This window comes from Anaerocolumna aminovalerica (assembly GCF_900115365.1).
Classification (GTDB): domain Bacteria; phylum Bacillota; class Clostridia; order Lachnospirales; family Lachnospiraceae; genus Anaerocolumna; species Anaerocolumna aminovalerica.
In genome coordinates, this window is the sequence record NZ_FOWD01000015.1 from 54,931 (window position 1) to 77,192 (window position 22,262).

17 protein-coding genes are annotated in these 22,262 nt (G+C 35.6%); 14 read left to right on the plus strand and 3 right to left on the minus strand.

All coding sequences use genetic code 11. The features are described 5' to 3' along the window. Positions 1–114 precede the first annotated feature (114 nt). The 6 genes from BM183_RS10010 (at position 115) to BM183_RS10035 (ending at position 7,461) form a co-directional block, all read left to right on the plus strand. Complete coding sequence (locus tag BM183_RS10010; protein WP_091686616.1) at positions 115–816, plus strand: PIG-L deacetylase family protein; 702 nt, start codon at positions 115–117, stop codon at positions 814–816. A gap of 33 nt (positions 817–849) precedes the next feature. After that, positions 850–2,760 (plus strand): ABC transporter substrate-binding protein, encoded by a 1,911-nt coding sequence (locus tag BM183_RS10015; RefSeq protein ID WP_091686618.1) that lies wholly within the window; start codon positions 850–852, stop codon positions 2,758–2,760. A gap of 205 nt (positions 2,761–2,965) precedes the next feature. Further along, entirely contained in the window at positions 2,966–3,997 is a 1,032-nt protein-coding gene (locus tag BM183_RS10020) for a serine hydrolase domain-containing protein (RefSeq protein WP_091686619.1), read from the plus strand. Between the two features lie 196 nt (positions 3,998–4,193). Continuing rightward, positions 4,194–5,180, plus strand: a complete 987-nt coding sequence (locus tag BM183_RS10025) for a GNAT family N-acetyltransferase (RefSeq protein WP_242960961.1) — start codon at positions 4,194–4,196, stop codon at positions 5,178–5,180. A 95-nt stretch (positions 5,181–5,275) separates the two neighbouring features. Next, complete coding sequence (locus BM183_RS10030; protein ID WP_170847953.1) at positions 5,276–6,157, plus strand: ROK family protein; 882 nt, start codon at positions 5,276–5,278, stop codon at positions 6,155–6,157. A gap of 2 nt (positions 6,158–6,159) precedes the next feature. Then, positions 6,160–7,461, plus strand: a complete 1,302-nt coding sequence (locus tag BM183_RS10035) for a 6-phospho-beta-glucosidase (protein ID WP_139221506.1) — start codon at positions 6,160–6,162, stop codon at positions 7,459–7,461. Positions 7,462–7,618: 157 nt separating this feature from the next. On the opposite strand, the gene BM183_RS10040 is transcribed toward BM183_RS10035, so the two are convergent. Beyond that, positions 7,619–9,604 (minus strand): M56 family metallopeptidase, encoded by a 1,986-nt coding sequence (locus tag BM183_RS10040; RefSeq protein ID WP_170847954.1) that lies wholly within the window; start codon positions 9,602–9,604, stop codon positions 7,619–7,621. Between the two features lie 11 nt (positions 9,605–9,615). Beyond that, positions 9,616–9,975: a BlaI/MecI/CopY family transcriptional regulator gene (locus BM183_RS10045; protein WP_091686629.1), complete on the minus strand. Its 360-nt coding sequence runs from the start codon at positions 9,973–9,975 to the stop codon at positions 9,616–9,618. 249 nt (positions 9,976–10,224) lie between these two features. Between BM183_RS10045 and BM183_RS10050 the strand changes: the two genes are divergently transcribed. The 5 genes from BM183_RS10050 to BM183_RS10070 all read left to right on the plus strand — a co-directional run bounded on the left by BM183_RS10050 (position 10,225) and on the right by BM183_RS10070 (position 17,983). Further along, complete coding sequence (locus BM183_RS10050) at positions 10,225–10,959, plus strand: lysoplasmalogenase family protein (protein ID WP_091686631.1); 735 nt, start codon at positions 10,225–10,227, stop codon at positions 10,957–10,959. Positions 10,960–11,025: 66 nt separating this feature from the next. Continuing rightward, positions 11,026–12,393, plus strand: a complete 1,368-nt coding sequence (locus tag BM183_RS10055; RefSeq protein ID WP_091686633.1) for an aldehyde dehydrogenase — start codon at positions 11,026–11,028, stop codon at positions 12,391–12,393. A 434-nt stretch (positions 12,394–12,827) separates the two neighbouring features. Next, the gene (locus tag BM183_RS10060) at positions 12,828–15,746 is read left to right on the plus strand and encodes a hypothetical protein (protein ID WP_091686635.1); all 2,919 of its coding nucleotides are present in this window, start codon (positions 12,828–12,830) and stop codon (positions 15,744–15,746) included. A gap of 248 nt (positions 15,747–15,994) precedes the next feature. After that, the gene (locus tag BM183_RS10065; protein WP_091686637.1) at positions 15,995–16,981 is read left to right on the plus strand and encodes a MerR family transcriptional regulator; all 987 of its coding nucleotides are present in this window, start codon (positions 15,995–15,997) and stop codon (positions 16,979–16,981) included. Positions 16,982–17,272: 291 nt separating this feature from the next. Continuing rightward, positions 17,273–17,983 (plus strand): MBL fold metallo-hydrolase, encoded by a 711-nt coding sequence (locus BM183_RS10070; protein ID WP_091686639.1) that lies wholly within the window; start codon positions 17,273–17,275, stop codon positions 17,981–17,983. A gap of 145 nt (positions 17,984–18,128) precedes the next feature. On the opposite strand, the gene BM183_RS10075 is transcribed toward BM183_RS10070, so the two are convergent. Continuing rightward, the gene (locus BM183_RS10075; RefSeq protein WP_091686641.1) at positions 18,129–18,698 is read right to left on the minus strand and encodes a TetR/AcrR family transcriptional regulator; all 570 of its coding nucleotides are present in this window, start codon (positions 18,696–18,698) and stop codon (positions 18,129–18,131) included. A 215-nt stretch (positions 18,699–18,913) separates the two neighbouring features. Here BM183_RS10075 and BM183_RS10080 point away from each other — a divergent pair, with 215 nt between their 5' ends. From BM183_RS10080 to BM183_RS10090, 3 genes are read left to right on the plus strand one after another with little or no spacing between them, the layout of a single operon-like run. Beyond that, on the plus strand, positions 18,914–20,644 hold the full coding sequence (locus BM183_RS10080; RefSeq protein WP_091686643.1) for an NAD(P)/FAD-dependent oxidoreductase: 1,731 nt from the start codon (positions 18,914–18,916) through the stop codon (positions 20,642–20,644). Next, positions 20,638–21,894: an NAD(P)/FAD-dependent oxidoreductase gene (locus tag BM183_RS10085; protein ID WP_091686644.1), complete on the plus strand. Its 1,257-nt coding sequence runs from the start codon at positions 20,638–20,640 to the stop codon at positions 21,892–21,894. Before BM183_RS10080 ends, BM183_RS10085 begins: the two co-directional genes overlap by 7 nt. Further along, on the plus strand, positions 21,891–22,250 hold the full coding sequence (locus BM183_RS10090) for a DUF1667 domain-containing protein (RefSeq protein ID WP_091686645.1): 360 nt from the start codon (positions 21,891–21,893) through the stop codon (positions 22,248–22,250). The genes BM183_RS10085 and BM183_RS10090 overlap by 4 nt, the downstream gene beginning before the upstream one ends. Positions 22,251–22,262: the final 12 nt, after the last annotated feature.

The window sequence follows — 22,262 nt, forward strand, 5'->3', positions numbered from 1 at the left end:
GCGTGGAATGGGAGGTAGGTTGAAAAAACAAGTTTTTTCAACCCGGCAATTTCAGCTGACGCACAAAGTTGCTGTTGCTATTAAGAGGCGCTAAAGCGCGGAATCGAGGTTATTATGGAAGAAAAAAAGGTGATTATGGCAATCGGAGGGCATGTAGGAGATGCAGAACTTACCAGTGGCGGTGTTCTAGCTTCAATGGCACTGCAGGGGCATAAGATTGTTACGGTGGCTTTAACCGGGGGTGAACGGGGTAACCCCCCAGATATGACGGTAAAAGATTATCGTAAACAAAAGATTAGGGAAGCAAATGAATTTGCAAGTATGCTACATGGGGAAGCAATTGTATTTGATTATGTGGATGGAGAACTGCCGGATAACCAGGAGGTTCGTTATGAACTCTGTGATGTAATCAGAAAATATAAGCCCAATGTACTTCTGACACACTGGAAAAACAGTATACATAAGGATCATATGCTGACACACAGGATTGTTAAGGACGCTCAGTTTTTTGCCGGTCTGCCTGCAATTGAAAGAGAGCTGCCGGCCCATTATGCAGGGGGGCCTTATTATGCGGAGAACTGGGAGGATGCAACAGGCTTTGTACCCTATGCTTATGTTGAGGTTACTGAAGAAGGATTTGAGTTATGGAGAAAGGCTATTCAAACACATTGGTTTACAGTGAATAGCAAAAGTTTCGGTTATATGGACTATTACAGCCATCTTATGTCAGTCAGAGGGCATCTGGCAAGAAAAAAATATGCCCAGGCATTTGCTGTAGATGAAGAGTCAAAGAAAGTAATTATGAAAAGTTTCTAACTTATATTCACTATTTTATTAGGAGGAGAGGACATGAAATATAATTTTAAAAAATTACTGACATTAACTTTATGCACCGTAATGGCTATAACAGCCTTAACAGGATGCAAATCATCAGATACAAAAGACAGCATGAATGAAGACACAAATGTAAGTACGAATACGAATGAAAACGGTGCAGGCACTATACTTCCTGGAATAGAAAATAATCTTACCATGGTTGTTGAAGGTGAAGTTGATAAAACGAAAACTCTCACTACTTTGATTGACGTTGATTCATCACCGGCTTTTAACGGAAATCCGTATGATACTGCCGGAATCAACTGGTCCGTATATCCCTTTGTTTTTGATTATCTTGCATATTATGCACCATTTCCGGAGAGAACCTTTAAGAGCTCTTTACTGGAAAGCTATGATTTTACAGATAAAGTTCTTACAATGAAGCTTTTACCGGATCTAAAATGGAGTGATGGTTCCGCTCTGAATGCAGATGACCTAATGACTCAGTATTACTGTAGTGTGGGTAGAGGCACCATATGGAACTATATTGAGAAGATTGAGAAGTTAGACGATTTGTCAGTGCGTATTACTTTCTGCACTGAGAGCCCGTTAGTACTAAATATTTCACTATATGTAGCAATTATGACTCCGGATGAAATTTACGGTGAATATGCAGAGAAATATAAAGATATTGCAGAAAAGGGAAGGATTTATGACCAGACAGCCAATATGTATAAGATGACGGAAGATGGCTCTGCTCAACTGGCTATTGTGAATGAAGAACTATTAAGTTATAAACCGGCTCCAAATGAGGCAGTATTCTCCGGACAATATGTAATTGATAAGTATAACAGTTCAGAAGTGCTCTTTACAGTGAATAAAAACTATAGGAAAACTCCTTTAATCGAAAATATCAGAGGTTTACGCCCAGGCAATTCCCAGGCCTTTTCCACTGCTATACTTGCAGGAGAGTATACAGTTGAAAATGGTGGTTTAAATGTGGATATGTCAGCTCAGATAGATAAAAAATATGCAGATACTTTAAGAAAAGTGTTTATTCCTGAAATGTCAAGCATTGGTTATACAATTAATGTAAATAATTATCCTTTAAATATACCTGAAGTAAGAAAAGCAATTTCCTTAGCAACGGACAGAAGGGCTTTGATATCCGTAGCTGAGCCGGGAAGCTTTATGGGTGACACAAAAAACAGCCCATTACTTCCTTCTTTACAGGATATCTATACCAATGAAGGCTTTATGGATACACTAACCGACTACGGCTATAATCCTGAAAAAGCAGAGGAACTTCTCACAAGCATTGGCTGGAAAAAAGATAAGGGCAAATGGGTGGATGATAAGGGTGAAACTCCAGTAATATCCATAGCTACCATTAACACCTGGCCTTCTTTTATGATGACCGCAGAGGCAATGAGCAGCATGCTTACTGATTTTGGTTTTAATATTGATTTTAAACCTATGGAATTTGGTGTTTGGAATGATTTTACTAAAACTGATGAAAAAATGATTTCTTGTGTATTTATGGCAGGAGCCGATTCCTATGCACATCCATGGGAAACTTATAATGGTCTGTTCACAAATTTAAGAGCTGGATGGCCTAAGGTTGAACCGGGTAAGGATATTATTATGACAGCACCTACAACTGGTAAAGAATATAATGTAACGAATATGCTGGCTGAATTATTTAGTGCAATAGATCCAGATGATACCAAGAGGATTACAGAAGAGTTCATGGTTTTGGCAAATGATTTGTGTGGATTTATACCTGTAATTGAAAAAGCAGCGCCACTTCGTATTTATGATCCAAAATTAAGCTTGGCTGATACAGAATTAAACACAGTACAACAAAATTATTACTATTATGGAAATATTAATACAATTCTTGCAAAGCTCATTAAAGAGGATATGCTTTACTTTATAAAATAGTCTTATAATTGGTGAAAAAAGGGGCATCTATAAGGGGATCTTCAAATATTAAGAAGGACATACAAGGTAGAAGATAAATTGCTGAATTAAGCAGTCCTTGGAATAGCTGCCCCGGAGTACTCATAAATTATGATGAGATTAAAAATTACTTATAGAGAAACAGTTCAATTATTAGGGAGAAGAAAAGAAGATAGGACGTGACCCCATGAAGGAAAAGGTGAAAAGCTTCTTAAAGGAAAGTATAAAGGAAAAAGTGTTTACAGGTGCCTCCTATGCAATAAGAAAAGGAGATATGCTGACAATTAACAGTATTGGAACTTTAGGTGAAACGGATCAATTGGTGAATAACGATACGCTTTTTGATATAGCTTCCTGTACAAAATTATTTGTAAGCTTGGCATTTATGCGACTTATGGAGGAAGGTAAGCTTGCATTAACGGATACAGTGGAGCGTTACCTCCCATCCTGGCGGGATCATCAGGCAGGGAAAATCACTATGTTCCAGCTGCTGACACATACAAGCATGTTACCTGCATATATTCCGTTATATGAGATAAGTAAGGACAGAGAAGGTGCCTTAGAGATGTTAAAGCATATCCTTCCTAGAAAGAGTTCAGGGGTGGAATATTCCTGTCTTGGATTTATTATCTTAGGCCGGGTACTGGAGGAAGTTACGGAGTTGCCTTTGGAGGAAGTGATAAGCTGTTATATTACCCATCCTTTGGGCATGAGCAATACCATGTATTGCCCAATAAGAAAAAACCGCGATAATATTATGCCTACGGAATACTGCCAGTGGAGAAATCGCCGCCTAATTGGAGAGGTGCACGATGAGAATGCATACCATATGGGTGGAGTAAGCGGTAATGCAGGGCTATTCTCCAATATAACAGATATGTGCCGTATGGCAGATGCTATGTTATGGAAAGAAGAAAAAGACCAAACAGGACGCCTACTTGATAAAAAAACGATTTCAATAATGACAAAAAATTATACTGGAAAGTATGAGGAAAACAGAGGATTGGGCTGGTGTATTAAGAATACACCAGATATGACAGCAGGTGAATATTTTTCAGATAGCAGCTTTGGACATACAGGATATACCGGTACCTCTGTATGGATAGATCCGGTTAAGGATAGTTACGCCATCTTGCTGACGAACCGGGTCTATTATTCAAGGGATGTGGATAAGATCAGGCATGTGAGACAGGTCTTCCATAACTTAGGGATGCTGTAAAAATAAAAGCCACTAATTCCTAGAACCTCAATACTGAAATACTATCCTGTAACATAGTTTCATAAATAATATAAGGAGGCTATAGAGCTTCCTTTTTATAAGCTAGGATATAATATGCAAAGAGAATGCAGCTTTCCATGGTTTTATAAGTGTATAATAAGTAGATTATTTAGGTTTAAGTGAAAGGAGATGTGTGATGATGATTGATACATACAAATCACAGGATGCTATAGGAATTATAAATCTTTGGAACAGAGCAGCTGTAAATCTTGGATACAAAGAGATGGATACAGACCGCTTTGCACAGATATTTACGGAAAGCCCCTATTTTCATCCGGATCATGCCTTTGTAATGAGGGAGGATGAAACTGTTGTTGGATTTGCATGCGGTTGTGTAGGTGATGATATTCCATTGGGAAAGGTAAGTGGATATATAACCTGTATCCTGCTTGATGAAAAGTATGAAATCAGCGATAATTACAAAAAATTCATGGATTTACTAGAAAAATCCTTCGCTAAGGCAGGCAGAATCCAGTCTGATATATTGTTTTTTAATCCGATGATGCTTCCTTGGTATATCAAGGGAACGGACCGGCATGAGCATAATAATGCGCCCGGTGTATTCAAAAACAGCAGGCTTTATCAGGAATTATTGAAATACGGTTATGCAGAGCGGACAACTGAATGTGCAATGTATATGAATCTAGATAATTACTCTATACCGGCAACTATAGCGGAAAAGGTGGAAAGAGCAGAAAAGGACGGTTATCAGGTTTCCTTATTGGATAAAAGTAAGCATTATGATTTAGATACCATGCTTCAAAAGTTGGATAATCCTTTATGGGAAAAGGAGATAAAGCAGGCAGCCAGAGAGGGAGCGCCTGTATTAGTAGCTGCCCAAAATGGAAGAATCGTTGGATTTGCAGGTCCTATCAGAAGGCAGGAGAATGGAAGAGGCTATTTTACTGGTATCGGAGTGAATAAAGAACATGAGGGCCATGGATTAGGAACTATCCTGTTCTTTCTGTTATGTCAGGAGGAGAAAAAGGTTGGTGCCCAATATATGTCTTTGTATACGGGAAAAACGAATCCGGCAGCAAAAATATATCTTCAGGCAGGCTTTCATATTGTAGAGGAATTCGCTGTAATGAGAAAAGAACTTAAAACGGAAGGTAGGATATAAAGCTTGGGGCGCAGAGTAACTTAGTGGTCATTGCATAAGTTGCTCTGTAGTAGCAGCACATCTAATTGCAGATGTGAGATGTAATGGGGGTAAAGATGAAGAAATATTTGACGATGGATATAGGTGGAACCTTTATTAAATACAGCTTAATGGACCGGAATTTTAATGAAGAGAATCCTGAATCCATTCCAACAGAAAAAAATCCTGAGAAATTTTTAAAGCAATTGTATGGGATTGTTGATGAAGTAAAAGAACAAATTCATGGGATAGCAATCAGTATGGGAGGTTTTATTAATCCAGAGACATGTGAGAATACTGACTTTAGTGTAGGGCAGAATTTTAGAGAGTATAATCTGAAGGAAACTTTAGGCAGATATTCCGGATACCCGGTATCGGTGGAAAACGACAGTAATTGTGCTGCATTGGCGGAGATGTATTTGGGCGGGGGGAAGGATTGCAAAGATGTTTGTATGATTACCCTTGGAACCGGAATCGGAGGTGCAATTATACAGAACAGACAATTGTTCAGAGGCAGGAATTATAAGGCTGGAGAGTTTGGCCTTAGCTACATTGGAAGGGAAAAGAAAGATAATACCTATACATATCATGCCCCAAAGGCAACCTCCGGCCTGGCAAAGAAAGTGTCTGAAGCTCTTGGACAGAAGGTTGACGGGGTTTATATCTTCCGTAATCTGGGACAGCCGGAAGTTTACCGGATTTATGAGGAATGGTTGGAGAATCTGGCAATGATGGTTGGTAATATTGCTGTTAGTTTTGATCCGGAGAAGATTTTAATTGGCGGAGGAATTAGTGCTCAGGATAAGTTTATTTGTGATTTGAGGGAAAGAGTATATGATATATATCAGAATTTAGAGCCGTATACAAAGATTGAGGCCTGTCACATGGGGAATAATGCAGGAAAAATCGGCGCTTTAATTGAATATTTCAATCGATATAAGGACAGGGAGGTAAAATAATAATGTGTGGTGTGAAAATAGTAACTATCGGTGGAGGCTCCAGTTATACTCCGGAATTAGTGGAAGGGTTTATAAAACGTTATGATAAACTTCCGGTAAGGGAATTGTGGTTGGTTGATATCCCGGAAGGAAAAGAAAAGCTGGAAATTGTAGGCGAATTAGCCAAACGCATGGTAGAAGCTGCAGGATTACCAATGAAAATATTTATGACCCTTGACCGAAGAGAGGCCTTAAAGGATGCTGATTTTGTTACAACCCAATTGAGAGTTGGACTTTTAGAAGCAAGAATTAAAGACGAAAGAATTCCTTTAAGCTATGGATTTTTAGGTCAGGAAACCAATGGAGCTGGAGGTCTGTTTAAAGGACTTCGAACCATTCCGGTTATATTGGATATTTGTAAAGATATGGATGAACTATGTAAGGATGCCTGGCTGATTAATTTTACTAACCCGGTAGGAATGGTTATGGAAGCTATCAACCGTTATTCCAATAGAAAAAAGGCAGTGGGATTATGCAACCTTCCCATTGGTATGCATAAGGCTATTGCAGAAATATTGGAAAGACCTATGGAAGAAGTAAATGTTACATTTGCAGGTCTGAACCATATGGTTTTTGTAACCGGTGTATATATGGATGGCAGTAATGTGATGGATCAGGTACTGGATAAGTGGGGAAATCAAACGGTGAAAAATATCACAGGAATAGAATGGGACTCCAGGTTTTTAAAGGCACTTGGGGTAATACCCTGTTCCTATCACAGATATTATTTTATGGGGAAAGAATACTTAGAAGAGGCTCTTGAGAATTATGAACATAATGGAACCAGAGCAGAAAAGGTAAAAAAGATAGAGGATGAACTCTTTGAACTATACAGGGATGCTAATTTAAAGATAAAACCAAAGCAGTTAGAGCAGCGGGGAGGTGCCTTTTACAGTGATGCCGCTTGTAATCTTATCTGCTCTATCTATAATGATACCAGGGATATACAAGTTGTTAATACGGTTAATCATGGAGTTATCAGCGAACTGGAATATGAAGAAGTGGGGGAACTGGGATGTGTTATAACAAAGAACGGTCCTATGCCCATTACTTCAGGAAAGCTGCCTAAAGCGGTTCATGGACTGATCCAGCAAATTAAATCTTTTGAGGTGGCTGCCTGTGAAGCAGCAGTGAGCGGGGATTATGATAAGGCTTTACTGGCTATGATGATTAACCCTATGGTGGGTTCTCAAAGGTATGCAATTGAAATGCTGGATGAATTAATGGAAGCACATAAAGAATATCTTCCTCAATTTTGTAGATAAATTCAGTTGAATAAATGTGCAACGCTCACCTAAAAGAAAAGCAACGGTTTTGAAATGGGGTCTCAAAACCGTTGCTTATAATTGACAGTACCTTAGTGTACTTCTTTATTATCATGCTGTATATAGACATTTCTTGAATGTAGTATTGATTAAAATTTTATTGTTTTTCCACTCCCATTAGTTTACCTTTTTTATTATAAACGGTATGCACCACAATTTCACCTCCATCTACAGATTGAAAAGAAAAGACGCCGCCATCCTTGTTTTCATCTATGAAGGTTTTGACCAATTTCCCGTTATAATAAACGTTACCAACGCCGCTATTTTTCTGCTCTTTATAGTCAATTCCATATTTTTTATATTTGGAGAATTTCTGAGCAAAGGTTTCTCCTTCTGATGTATCTTCTGAAACATATGTGACTGCTTCGGAAGAACCTTTTAAATCGGCTATATTTCTTTGTTCAAATTCGTCTTGACTATACTTTTTAATTCCTGTTAGTTCACCGAAAGGATCAAAACTTCCATCACCGTTATCAGTAGCTTTCCTGTTTGTATGAACGTCAACAGTACCTTTTTCATTCAGATATTCATACCGGACAGACGCGGTATTATCACCCAAATCCACACCGTCATAAAAATATCTGACAGGCTTGCTTTGAAAATACATATTACCGTTTTTGTCAAATGTAATGCCATAAGGACTATATTCTGCTAACAACTCCTGTCTGGATGGATTTGATGCGGTTTGTGAATTTTCTTCTATTGAACTTGTATAAGCTATCCCATGGGTATCTGGTTCAAAAGTACCGGCTAAGACAGTACCATCTGATAATTTAATATCTTTAGTATATTTATAACCCTGCTTCATGCGTTTAAGCTGTTCTTGCCATATAGAATACAATTTGTCCGTATCTTGCAGTGTCCAAACCCGCCACTTATTCATTTCAGAATCATAAAACTTTTGTGTACCGTCTTCAGCCATCTCTTGATACACATTTTTTTCCTGCTCCATCCAATTTTGAAACTCGTTAATTTCCCAAAACTCGATTTGGTTTAATAAGTCTGGATTTTTTTCTTTATACTCTTCCTCTGACACCCAAGTGACTCCACCATCATTAGAATAGATGTAATTTTTACCGTCTAAGGTTCCAGATATAGACACACTATTGCCTATAGTGTTTCCGTCATCAGCTAATGCTCCCGTTGCGAAAACGGCTGCTGTAACAATGATCAAAACAAATGCCAGTATTATTCCTATAAAGGAGGGTTTTTTAGTTTTCATAATTGCTTCAATCCTTTCTTCAATTGCAATCTTGCTGAAATTGTTTATAAGAGGAGACAGGCGGCTTTTCTTTTCCTCCAATCCTATCAGGGTCATGGCATAAGCTGACCTCATATCTACACCAAAAGTTCTTACAACAGTTTCATCGCATGACAATTCAATGTCCCGGTTTGCCAGTAAATACATCAGCCATACAAAAGGATTAAACCAGTGAACACATAGAGCTATTACCAATAATAGTTTTGTTAATGTATCAAAGCGCCGAATATGCACAAACTCATGCATCAGAATATAACGCAGTCGGTTTTTATCCGACCAATCCGTTTGTTTTGGCAGAAGTATAACAGGACGGATTATTCCATAGGTCAGGGGGGCAGATATCATATCCGACTGTCTGATTTGAACATATCGCCTTTTGGAATTCTCACTCTGCCAGAGATTCAAAAACTCATTGTCAATAGGAAGAGCAGTCCTATATTCTCTTCGGCAGCGAAGATGTGTTATAACAAAGAACAGGGCGCAGGATAACAAACCAATGAGCCAAATCACCAGTGCTGGTGATATAAATGACACTGCTTCAGGCAAAGTTGGTACTGTTTCAGCAACAACCGTATTGTTAGAGGCTATAGGCATCTCTGTTAGTGGTAGCTCCACTTCAGAATATCTGTTTTTTAATATATTAATAATTGTAAAAATACTGAATTTTGATGGGATAGATAAGGGAATCAATAAGCGGCATAAAACTACTCCCCAGAGTATAAGAAAGGTCATTTTAGGTAACTTGTGCAGTAGCAGCCTGCGGATTACAACAATGACAAGGATAATGATTCCGGTGGAAAAGCTCATTTTTAATAGACTCATACTCATTCCCCTCATTCCAGATTGTTGACAAGCTGCTTTAGCCTCTCAATTTCTTCCGGCGACAGGTTTTTACTTCCCAGAATGGAAGCAACAAGCTGATCGGCAGCACCATCATACATTTTATTAATTAGTTCAGTTGTTTCAAGCTCTCTTGCCTGTTCAATGGTTACAAGGGGGTGGCATACAAAATTTGGCTCAATGCGCTCAATAGCACCCTTATCAATACATCTCCTAATTAGAGTATAAGTGGTGGTCTTACTCCATCCGACTTGCTCTTTCAGCTTTTCCGCAATCTCCTTTGCGGTTGTATTACCATTTTTCCAAAGAACATCCATTATCTTTAGTTCAGAATCAAATAATTTTATTTGCATAACGAAGCTCCTTTTCAAAGATATTTTACTCCAGTAGAATGATTATCTATATTTTACTCTGGTAGAATAGAATTGTCAATAGTTTTTGGAAAATAAAAATTAATATTCTAATTTTCAGTTTTTGGTAATGTTGACTTCCTATATTAGGAAAAGTATAATTATATAAAAAAGAGTTACGGAGGCTGTTAGAAGAAATAAATATTTATTGCAAAGATAAAATAAGCGAAGTTAAGCAGGAGGAGTATTTTCATGAAGTTAATTCAGTCTTTACTTTTGTTTTTACTGTATACAATTCCATTTATGTTTCTTATGTGGACAATCAGCAATCCTAAATACATAAGATATTACGTTCTGGCGAAAACGGTCAATAGTATAACTTTTATTGCAGCAGCTATTTACTGCGCCTATTATGGAGCAAATATTGATATTTTAGATTCACTACTTCCAGCATTGCTGTTATGTTTAGTTGGTGATATTATTCTTGGATTTTATAATGCTGTATGTGATAAAACGGTAAAAGGAAATGAGCTATCTTATGTGGAAACAAATACGAATTTTACAGCAAAAGCAGCTATTTTCATTTTGGGATTATTATCCTTTGCTTTTGGGCATGGCTGCTTTATTTATGCTTTTTCGAAAATGCAAAGATTAACCTGGATAGATTTTGTGTTTCCAGTGGTTGCAATCTTCATTACCATAGGATTAACTAAATTAGATGGAATGAACACAGGAAGGTTTACTGTATTAATAGCAGCATATTCTTTTATGGTAGCAATGTTATTCTCAAAAGGCATACACATCCTGTTGTCACAGTTTAATGCCCGGAATTTGTTACTTAGTGCAGGTGCAACCTTATTCCTTATTTCAGATGGGTTTATTTTATTTCTTTATTTTTATGAGAAGAAGGCTAAAGCTATTCACATCATTAATCTGGCAACCTACTATTATGGAATGTTTTTTATAGCACTTAGTATGTTATATTGAAATCAGACTGACAATGTTGATCTACTTATTATTTAAAGGCGCTGGAGCGTCGGAATCGAGGTTATTATGGAGATGAAGGAACTTGTTTCACTTCAAAGGGAGTTTTTTCTTAGTAACGCTACGAAGGATATTCAGTTTCGGAAAGAACAGCTTGATAAATTAGAATTAGCAATTATACAGAATCAGAAAAAAATATATTCTGCACTTAAGAAAGATTTGAACAAATCAGAATATGAATCATATCTTACTGAGGTTAGCATTGTATTAAACGAAATTCGTTATGCGAAAAAGAATTTAAAAAGATGGATGAAACCACATAAGGTTAAGACTCCTATAACACATTTTCCGGCTAAAAGTTATACCATGTTAGAGCCATATGGAGTGGTACTGGTGTTATCACCTTGGAATTATCCCTTTCAATTAGCATTGGCACCTGTGGTGGGGGCTATGGCGGCAGGAAACTGTATTGTGATTAAATCATCTAAAAATAGTACTAAAACAACTGCCGTTATTACAGAGATTATTAATAAAACTTTTGATCCAAAGTATGCCTGCTGTGTCAGTAACGAACATAGCTACGATGAGATCCTGGAGGAAAAATATGATTATATATTTTTTACGGGAAGTGAACGGGTAGGTAAAATTGTAATGCATGCAGCAAGTGAACATGTAACCCCACTATCCTTGGAGTTAGGTGGAAAAAGTCCATGTTTTGTAGATAAAAGTGCTGATATTGAATTAGCTGCAAAACGTATTATATGGGGTAAACTTTTAAATGCCGGGCAGACTTGTGTAGCACCTGATTATGTTTTAGTGGATTATAAAGTGAAACAGCAATTAATTCAACAGATGGTTAAACAAATAAGCGCTATGTATGGTAACCCGTTAGAAAATGATAATTATCCTAAGATTATAAATAAGGATCATTTTGATAGATTACAAGGGCTTATTGGAAGAGAAGTTAATAAATTAGGCGGCAGAAGTGATGATAAAACACTTAAAATAGAACCAGCTATATTCACCGAGGCTTCCTTTGAGAGTGAGATTATGAAAGATGAAATCTTTGGCCCAATAATTCCGATTTTGTCTTATAAGGATATGGATAAAGCTATCCGTAAGGTTAAGGAACGTGGAAAACCACTTGCTTGCTATATATTTAGTAAGGATGAATCATATATACAAAAGCTGTTAAAGGAAGTATCCTTTGGGGGAGGCTGTGTAAATGATACGGTTATGCATCTGGCAAATCACAACTTGCCATTCGGTGGTGTTGGCAGCAGCGGTATGGGCAATTACCACGGAGAATACAGTATTCATACATTCTCACATGAAAAGAGTGTGCTAAAGAATAGAAACATATTAGACATACCGTTACGTTATTCACCTTACACGGCTAAAAAACTTAGACTTATTAAAAGAATAATGAATCATTGAATTTACTAGTTAGGCTATCGTTACAAAAGTGAAAAAGATAGAATATTATCAGGAAATATTTTGGTATAGAGAGCTATTGATGAGGGAAGGAGAATTTTTTAGTGGACCCACAGATGATGTGGCCATTTGAGTGAATGATAACCGTTTATTCCTTTGTTGAAATAAATATGGATGTTAAGAAGAAAGGGACTGCCAATACGGAAGTCCCTTTCTCCTTAACAAGGAAATGTTCCTGACAACTTTTTATTTGCTTTCTGTATTGTGACCACTTTATACCAAATTTGGAAATACTTATTTTTTAAATTAGTTAATGGAATTTGACAAATAAAACAAGTATAATATAATCTCAGTTACAATGATAACTTATGAATAAAAGAAAGAATCACAATGAAGAAAATACAGCAGAGAGAGAACAAAAGGGTTTAGGTGATTAAATGTTAGTTTCAAAACAAGAAATGCAGCGATTATTAGATATTGAGCGTGAGTTTAAAAACACTCTTATTAAAATAGATGAATTGTCCAAAAACAATTATGATGCGAATAGCTTACTAGAGAAGAAACAGCAAGAGGTGTTAAGATTATCTCAGCAAGTTACCATTTATAAAAATGAAATTGCAAAATACAATGAAATTACAGTTGAAGTTGAGGAATATGTCCGTGAACGACAAAATGAAATAAATAAACTCGCCAATGAAGTAAAGAATTATGAAGCAAAGTTAGACAATAGAAATTCAGAGAATGAAAATCTTATTGTCTCTATCAAAAAGAATAAACAAGAGATTCAGGAATTAGAGTCAAATCTAAAAGAAAAAGAAAACGAAATTGAATCATTTAAAACAGCTTTGGAAGAAAAAGAACAGAATATAAAGCAAATAACAGAACTACTTAAAGAAACCGAAGTAATATTTTCAAATAAAGAGGATGAAATAAATATATTAAAAGAACAAATCAATACTTTAGGGAATGATAACCAAGAGAAATTATCAGATTTACATAATAAAATTGATCTAATTTCTTCTTTGAAAGATGAATTGAAAAAGGTAAATGAATCTTTAAGTCAAAATAGCAGTGAGTTGGAGCATACAGTAAAAAAATTGGAAAGTGCAAAGGATGCTTTGGGGATAAGTGAAGAGGAAAACAAGCAACTGCAACAACAACTTATTGATAAAGAACAACAACTAAATGAAGTTAAAGATACATTATCACATAAAGATAGTACATTTCAGAAGATTAAGGAAGAATTAGAGCAAAAAATAAATAGTTATAATCAATTGGAAGCTGAAATATATAAAAAAGAAGCTGAAATAGAAAATCTAAAAAATAGCTTGCAGGAAAATGAAAGTAAAATAGAAAATCATCAAAGTAGCATAGAAGAACAAGGAATTACCATAGTAAATCTACAGAATAGCATTGAAGAGAAAGATAATATAATCGAAGATTTCAAAAAGAAAGTCAATGAAAATGGAAATACTATCGAAGAACTTCAAAAGAAAGTAAGAGAAAATAAATGTACAATAGAAAATCTTCAAAATAGTGTAGAAGAGAAAGATAATATAATTGTAGAATATAAAAATAAAGTTAATGAAAAAGGAAATACCATCGAAGAACTTCAAAAAGATGTTGGAAAAAAAGAATCTATAATAGAAAATCTTCAATTAAATATAAAAGAAAGTGAAGAGGTAATCGAGAATCTTCAATATGAGTTAAAGGAAAAAAATAATTCCATAGAAGAATTCTATGGAATAATAAAAGAAAAAGAGGATACGAATGAATTCTTACAGAGGAATCTAAAAGAAAAAGAAGAGAATATAGAAAATCTTGCAAATAGCTTGCAAGAGCAGAAAAACGTAATTGAAAATCTTCAAAATAGTATAAAAGAGAAAGAAAACTCCATAGAAGACTTCAATAAGAAAGTCGATGAAAAAGAAGATGCTATTGAAGAACTTCAAAAGAAAGTAAAAGAAAATGAATGTATAATAGAAAATCTTCAATTAAATATAAAAGAAAATGAAGATGTGATCGGGGAACTTCGAAGTGATTTGAATGAAAAAGATAATTCAATTAAAGAACTTTATGTAATAATAAAAGAAAAAGAGGATACGAATGAAATCTTGCAGCAGTATCTGGATGAAAAAGAAGAGAATATAGAAAATATTAAAAATAGCTTGCAAGAGAAGATAATCGTTATAGGAAATCTTCAAAATAAGTTAAATGAAAAAGATAGTATAATAGTGACACTTCATGCAGATGTGAAAGAAAAGGAAAAAAACAATGAAATCTTACAACAGTATCTAGATGAAAAAGTGGGGAATATAGAAAACCTTGCTAAAAACTTACAAGAAAAAGAAAGTATAATAGAAAATCTTCAAAATAGTGTAAAAGAGAAAGAAAACACAATAGTGTATTATAAAAAGGATATAGTTGAAAAAGAAAATATGTTAAAGTCTTTCCAAAATGATATGGAAGAAAAAGAATTTGAATTTGAAAATCTTCAAGCTGACATAAAAGAAAGCGAAGAGACTATTGAAATTCTTCATAATGAGTTAATTGAAAAAGATAATACAATTAACTCACTTCATGAGGATATCAAAGAAAAAGAACAATTCTTAGAAAAACTAAAAGAAGATTTCACCAATAAAAATAGTATAGTAGAGCATCAAAAAAATGAAATTGAGAATAAAGATAAATTATTAGCCAATAGAAAGGCTCAAGTTTACCAATTAGAGCAAAAATTAAGTAAGTTTAATAAAGAACAAAAAGTCTATTGTGATCAATTAAAGGATCAAGAGCTCAGATTGGGATCACTTATTAAAAGTAGAGATGAACTACATGATGAAGTAGATTTAATGAAGAATCAGTTATTAAATATAGAAGAGAAAAAACAGTATATAGAATCTAAATGTTCTAAAATGGAAGCTAACATTAATGAAAAAAATGAGTTAGTTAAGTCTTTACAAAATACTCTGGAAAAACAGACTAGGAAAACAGAGGAGCAGGAAGATACTATAATTCAATTACAAGATAATATAGCAGCACAATCTTTACAATTGAAAGATTCAATAAAGAAAAATGATGAATTACAACAGAATTACAATAGTTTAAATAAAACTTTAAATAACAAAGAAGAAATAATAAGGTTAGCTGAAGAGGCATTAAATAAAAAAATAAGTGAAGTAAATCATTTAGAAAAAAGACTCCAGGAATTAGAGAATCAAATTACCAATACATCTCTTGGAACAAATGAAACAGAGCAATTAAAAGAAGAGTTAAATGAGAAGAGTACAATTCTAGATGAATATGAGACAAAAATTCTAGAACTAATGATAGAATTAGATGAATTAAAACAAAAGTAAAAAGATAGTTCCAACCGTTTATAATCCCCTGTTCAAATAGTAAGGTTCTGCTTATCAAAAGTGGATTGACTTCCTATATTCCGGAAAAGTATAATATAAATACATTTTTCAGAGTTGGCTTACTTCGCCGTCATATATGGAGAATATAATATGGTTTACATAAGATTGTATTTAGAATTATTTATTAATACCCATTGACTTTGACGTCGTGTCGTCCTTTATACTTCAATCAGAAAGGAGATGGAGTAATGGAATTAATGACAATCAGCGAGATATCAAGAGGGTTTAATATATCAACAAGAACACTCCGGTATTATGAGCAAATAGGACTTTTGACAAGTGGGAAGAAAGAGAATTATGCTTATCGTGTCTATGATGAAAATGCTGTAAGACGTCTACAGCAAATTATTATTTTGCGGAAATTACGCATACCGTTAAAACAGATAGGTGTTATTCTAAAAGATAAAGAACAAACCCACATTGTAGAAATCTTTCAAGAAAATATTTTAACACTTGATTGTGAGATTACTGCACTGTCAACAATTCGCTCTGTTTTGCAAAGATTTGTATTACAGTTGAATAATCGTATTGGAGTAAATGTTAAGCTGAATCTTTTCGATGATAACGAACTTCTAAAAGTCATAGAATCCTTAAGCCTTTCTAAAATTGATTTTAAGGAGGAACGGTCAATGGACGATTTAAACAAAGCAAATGAAATTCTTACAAACCTGAAGGACATTAGAATTCTGTATTTACCGCCGGCTACAGTTGCATCAAGCCACTATATAGGTGAAAATCCCGAAGATGTAGCCAGAAAACGCTTAGATGATTTTGTTAACAGTGTAAATTTACAGAGAATTAAGCCTGACTTAAGAGTATATGGATTTAATAATCCCAGCCCCCGCAATAGTGGTGAAACATATGGTTATGAATTTTGGGCCACTATTCCTGATGATATGGAAGTGCCGGAATCTATTGTGAAAAAACATTTTGAAGGTGGTTTATACGCCGCTCATTGTATTAACATGGGGGATTTTCATGAGTGGCAGCCATTTTTTAAATGTATTTTGGATAATGATAATTACGAATTTGATTCCAGAGAACCTTGGGGAATGGAAGGCAGTTTGGAAGAACACATTAATGCATTCACATATTATCAGTCCTTCAATGAGAAATCAAAGTGTGAACAATTAGATTTACTCATTCCGATTAAGCCAAAAACAAAGGTAGAATAAAGCAGGGAACTGTTGCAAAATAGCCTTAAAAAACTCTGGTAAAAGGATTTTGTGTATAATAGTACAGTTAGTTTGGCGTCGACTGGCCCAGCACATTTTGTAAAGCGGAGGGTTTTGAACGTACGAGGGAAAAGCAGCCAAATGTATTATTATACACCTAAATCCTATCTACAGTGTATATTAGGCTATTTTTCAACAGCCCCTAGACAGGAGGAAAAGTGCAAGGTGTAACATGTATAAATCGGATCATACATTTATGAAGAGGGTGGAATATACGAGGAGAAAAAATATATGGAACTGAAAAAAATAACAGAACATATTTATTATACTGAGAGTAATACCGAAGTTGACCGCCCAGTACTGGGATATATTTTAGGAGATAAATTCTCAGTTATGATTGATGGGGGAAATTCAGCGAATCATGTTTTGGCGTATAATCATGCTTTAGCGGAAAAAGGGGTTAGAAAGCCAAAATACTGTATCGTCACCCATTGGCATTGGGATCATACATTTGGAATGCATGCTTTGGATATGGAAACAATCGCTTGCTGTAAGACCAATGAAGAATTGCATAGAATGTCTTTATGGGACTGGAATGACGAGGCAATGAAACAACGACTGATCAGCGGTGAAGAAATTGATTTCGCTGATGAACATATCCGGGCAGAATACAGCAAGTTAGAAGATATAAAGGTAGTACCGGCTACTATCACTTTTGATAGCAAATTAGTGATTGATTGTGGCAATATAACCTGTGAATGTATACATTTATCCTCTGCTCATAGTGATGATTCAGTGGTTATTTACATTCCGGAAGAGAAAGTGATTTTTATTGGTGATATTTATAATGATGATTTTTATAACAACCATCACAGAGATTTGAAGAAAACAGAAAAACTATATCAGGAATTAAGTAGGATTGATTTTGATATCGCGGTAGCCGGACATAGTAAACCTGTTAGGAAAGGTGACATTCTAAATTTCTTGTCTAAATTTTTATAAATTAAGCTGTAAGATGGAGGCAACGGGTCTCCATTAGCCGGTATATGAATCTTTTGTGCGCAAAAGAAAAGGCCCTCCAATCCCATTATTACGTTGGAAGGCTTTTATAGTCAGGCGTTACTTTAGAGCTGTTATATTTCAGTTTCTATGTAGAGGATATCAGTTGCTTCGCAAATTGTCCGCTCTGTTTAATAAACAGATCAACATCTAAATTCTCATTCTGCAAAGTTTTATGAATGAAGAGTCCGTCGCTTACTAGTAAAATAAGCCAGGTAATATATTCAGCAGGAAGTTTCTCATTTCTTTCACTGATCTTTTTCGATATTAAATTAGCAAAATCAAAATAACGCTGCATCAATTTGGAACGAACCTCTTCGTTGCCAAGCATGGCATCATAAAAAAAGTGTAAACGCATTCCTACATTGGAAACATCACGTTCTAAAACATATTGCACAAGGCGGTGCAGTGAGGTATCTTTTTCCGGATTTTCTGTCCATGCAATTAAGTCATCCCATTGCTGTTTTAAATACTTATCTGTTATATCAAATAAAATATCATTCTTATTTTTATAATGATAATATAATGTTCCTTTTGAGATACCGGCACTGGCAGCTATCTGAGCAAATGTTATTTCAGAGAGTTTCTGGGTTTCCAACAGTTGCTCTGTTGCATTAATTATCAATTCTTTCACGTTATCTTTTCTGGGAGCAGCCATAGAAATCTCCTTTCAATTCTGTAGAATCAGTTATGTATCATGATTACAATATCTTGAAACAGTATAAACTCTTTTCACCTATTTGTCCAATAGCTAGAGAATAAATAATAAAAAATTAGTCAAAAGTATCAATAATAATTGACATACTTTAATATATTTGGTAATATGTTGTAAAAAGAGTCGGACACGTGTACGACTTGGAAAGAAGTGGGTGAATGAGCGGAAAAGTCTTTGAACGAAAACTGAACAAGAAACTGGAAAGGTATTTTCCCGGAAGGGTATCGGCAAAGTTAGAGAATGATTGTATTCGGGTTTCCGGAGAGCTAACAAATTGGGAGGATATTGTAAAAGCTTGCAGAATGTGTGTCAGCAAAGATAAGGGGTTACATGTGGTAAATGACATTAAGCTTATGGATACGGATATCCCAAGTATGAAGATTCCGAAAGAAACTTCAAAAGAGTTAGAAGGCAGTAAGCCGGATGTTCTAATTATCGGCGGCGGTATTTCAGGAGCAAGTATCGCAAGAGAATTATCAAAATGGAATTTGAATATTTTATTAGTAGAGAAAGAATCAGATCTTGCAATGCAGGCATCTGGGCGGAACGATGGTGAAGTACATCCGGGAGTTGATTTAAACAAAGGAAGTTTAAAGCAGCATTATGTGTTACTGGGTAATAAAATGTTTGATAAGGTTTGTAAAGAACTTGATGTTCCATTTAAACGGAGAGGTCAATATGCCTGTTTTAATCAAAGATATTTATTACCCATATTAGCAGCTTATGCATGGCAGAAAAAACATATCTGCGGTGTAAAAGATACAAGGATTATTAGAGGGAAGGAACTAAGAAAACGGGAGCCGGAACTAAATGAGGAGTTTGTATTCGCCTTATATAATTCAAGTGCAGGTTGTGTCTGCCCTTATGGACTAACCATTGCATACGCGGAAAATGCAGTACAGAATGGGGCAAAGGTTTCATTGAATACAGCCGTTTTAGGAATGGAGGTAAAAGACAATGAGATTGTTAGTGTAAAGACAAACAAAGGTGTTCTTTATCCAAAGTTAATAATTAATGCAGCGGGAACATTTGCAGATGATGTTGCAGCTATGGCGAAAGACAGATTTTATTCCATTCATCCAAGAAAAGGAACCAATTCTATTTTGGACAAAAAAGCGGCACATCTGGTAAAATCCATTGCATCTATTAAAACGGTTACCCGTAAAAAGACACATACAAAGGGAGGAGGTATATTAAGAACAGTACATGAGAATTTACTTGTGGGACCAAATGCAATTGAAACCTATGAAAAAGAAAATTTCGCTACAGAAGGTAAAAGTATTGAGGAAGTTTTTAAAAAACAGAAACTAACAGCAAAAGGGTTATCGGAACGGGATATTATTACATATTTTACAGGAGTACGTGCAGCAACATTTGAAGAAGACTTTGTTATAGAAAAAGGACGGAACACAAAGAATCTCATTCACTGTGCAGGAATTCAATCTCCCGGATTAACAACAGCCCCGGCAGTGGCGTTGGATATTGAAAAAATGGTCATTAAGGAATTATCCAAAAGTGAGATAGTCACAAAGAATGAAAATTTCAATCCAATTCGAAAAGGTATCCCGGTATTAAGAGACATGTCCGGTGAAGAACGGACCAAAATGATTCAAAACAATCCTGACTACGGAGTTATCATATGCCGCTGTGAGGAAATCAGTAAAGGTGAGATTATTGATGCACTGAACGCTCCTATATCAGTACCAACTGTAGATGGCATTAAGAGACGAGTCAGGCCGGGAATGGGCAGATGCCAAGGGGGATTCTGCATGCCCCTTGTTACACAGATTATAAGTGAACATGAGAACATCTCAATCCATGAAGTAAAAAAATCAAGGGCAGATAGTTATATTACCCTGGGAGAAACAAAGGGGGGAACCAGGTGTTAAATTATGATGTGATTGTAATCGGTGGGGGGCCTGGGGGTCTGGCCGGGGCCATATCAGCTGATAGGGAAGGGGCTAAGGTTTTATTAATTGAACGTGAGGCACGGCTGGGAGGTATTTTAAAACAGTGTATTCATGATGGTTTTGGTCTGCTCCGTTTTGAAGAGAAACTTTCCGGGCCTGAGTATGCACAGCGTTTTGTGGATGAGTTTCATGAAAGAAAGATTGATTTTAATGTACTTACCTATGTCACAGGAATAAAGAAACTGGAACATAAATACTTAGTTTCTGTGGTAAATACAAAAGGTGTGATTGAATACACAACTAAATCTATAATTTTAGCAACAGGATGCAGGGAGAGAACCTCAAAGCAGGTCTTTATCCATGGAACGAGACCATCCGGAGTATTTACTGCCGGAACAGCCCAGTATTATACCAATATACTGGGAGAGCTTCCTACAAAAAAATGCGTTATTCTAGGCAGTGGCGATATTGGATTAATTATGGCAAGAAGACTTACTTTAGAGGGAGCGAAAGTATGCGGGGTATATGAAGCAAAGTCTACGCCCTCGGGACTTACAAGAAATATTATGCAGTGTCTTAATGATTTTGAAATTCCATTATTCTTATCCCACACAGTAACCAGACTTTTTGGGGAAGAACGGTTACAGGCAGTTGAAATCATGAAGGTGGATGAGTACATGGTACCAGTTCCCGGAACGGAAGAAATCGTGGAATGTGATGCATTGATATTGTCGGTTGGTTTGATTCCTGAAAATGAGCTGGCAGAAAGTTTGAATGTACGGATAGATTCAAGGACAAAAGGACCGGTTTGTGATGACGACTTTATGACAAGTGAACCGGGAATCTTTATTTGCGGAAATGCACTTCATGTTAATGATTTGGTGGATTATGTATCTGAAAGCGGGGAATTGGCCGGAAAGGCAGCAGCAAATTTTTGTTATAAGCCAAAGGAATTAGTATCATTTAAGGTGGGAAAAGATTTTCTATATTTTGTACCACAGCAGGTCAGCATCCGTAAGATAAACAAAACTTCAACATTTTATTTTAGAAGCAGAGAAGTATTAAAGAAAGCAGTGGTAACAATTTCACTTAACGGAAAACAAATATTTGAAAAGAAGTACGCATATTTAAAACCTCCGGAAATGGAAGCTATTAAGCTGAATATGAGTCAATTTCATTTTGTGAAAGAAGATACTCTTACAGTGGAAGTGAAAGGGGAAAAAGTATGAAAGAGCTTGTCTGTATTGTCTGTCCCAATGGTTGTCCCATGATGATTGAAGAAATGGGGACTTCAATCAAGGTATCCGGGAATCGGTGTAAACGGGGAGAAGAATTTGCAGTAAGTGAGATGATTCATCCAATGAGAACCATCTGTTCTACAGTCAAAACCAATTTTCCTAAAGTACCTGTACTTCCTGTTAGAGTGTCGGAAGAGATACCTAAGGACAAAATCTTTGATGTTATGAGGGAAATCAATAAGGTGGTGGTAACAGTACCTGTTTCTCTTGGGGATATAATTATAGAAGATGTATTGGGATTAAACGTTAATGTCATAGCAACAAGCAACATATTAAAGGAGTTATAAGAAAATTAAGGA

Coding starts and splice junctions, on each gene's coding strand:
- BM183_RS10010 (WP_091686616.1), top strand. CDS start 115: ATGGAAGAAAAAAAGGTGATTATGGCAATCGGAGGGCATGTAGGAGAT.
- BM183_RS10015 (WP_091686618.1), top strand. CDS start 850: ATGAAATATAATTTTAAAAAATTACTGACATTAACTTTATGCACCGTA.
- BM183_RS10020 (WP_091686619.1), top strand. CDS start 2,966: ATGAAGGAAAAGGTGAAAAGCTTCTTAAAGGAAAGTATAAAGGAAAAA.
- BM183_RS10025 (WP_242960961.1), top strand. CDS start 4,194: ATGATGATTGATACATACAAATCACAGGATGCTATAGGAATTATAAAT.
- BM183_RS10030 (WP_170847953.1), top strand. CDS start 5,276: ATGAAGAAATATTTGACGATGGATATAGGTGGAACCTTTATTAAATAC.
- BM183_RS10035 (WP_139221506.1), top strand. CDS start 6,160: ATGTGTGGTGTGAAAATAGTAACTATCGGTGGAGGCTCCAGTTATACT.
- BM183_RS10040 (WP_170847954.1), bottom strand. CDS start 9,604: ATGAGTCTATTAAAAATGAGCTTTTCCACCGGAATCATTATCCTTGTC.
- BM183_RS10045 (WP_091686629.1), bottom strand. CDS start 9,975: ATGCAAATAAAATTATTTGATTCTGAACTAAAGATAATGGATGTTCTT.
- BM183_RS10050 (WP_091686631.1), top strand. CDS start 10,225: ATGAAGTTAATTCAGTCTTTACTTTTGTTTTTACTGTATACAATTCCA.
- BM183_RS10055 (WP_091686633.1), top strand. CDS start 11,026: ATGGAGATGAAGGAACTTGTTTCACTTCAAAGGGAGTTTTTTCTTAGT.
- BM183_RS10060 (WP_091686635.1), top strand. CDS start 12,828: ATGTTAGTTTCAAAACAAGAAATGCAGCGATTATTAGATATTGAGCGT.
- BM183_RS10065 (WP_091686637.1), top strand. CDS start 15,995: ATGGAATTAATGACAATCAGCGAGATATCAAGAGGGTTTAATATATCA.
- BM183_RS10070 (WP_091686639.1), top strand. CDS start 17,273: ATGGAACTGAAAAAAATAACAGAACATATTTATTATACTGAGAGTAAT.
- BM183_RS10075 (WP_091686641.1), bottom strand. CDS start 18,698: ATGGCTGCTCCCAGAAAAGATAACGTGAAAGAATTGATAATTAATGCA.
- BM183_RS10080 (WP_091686643.1), top strand. CDS start 18,914: ATGAGCGGAAAAGTCTTTGAACGAAAACTGAACAAGAAACTGGAAAGG.
- BM183_RS10090 (WP_091686645.1), top strand. CDS start 21,891: ATGAAAGAGCTTGTCTGTATTGTCTGTCCCAATGGTTGTCCCATGATG.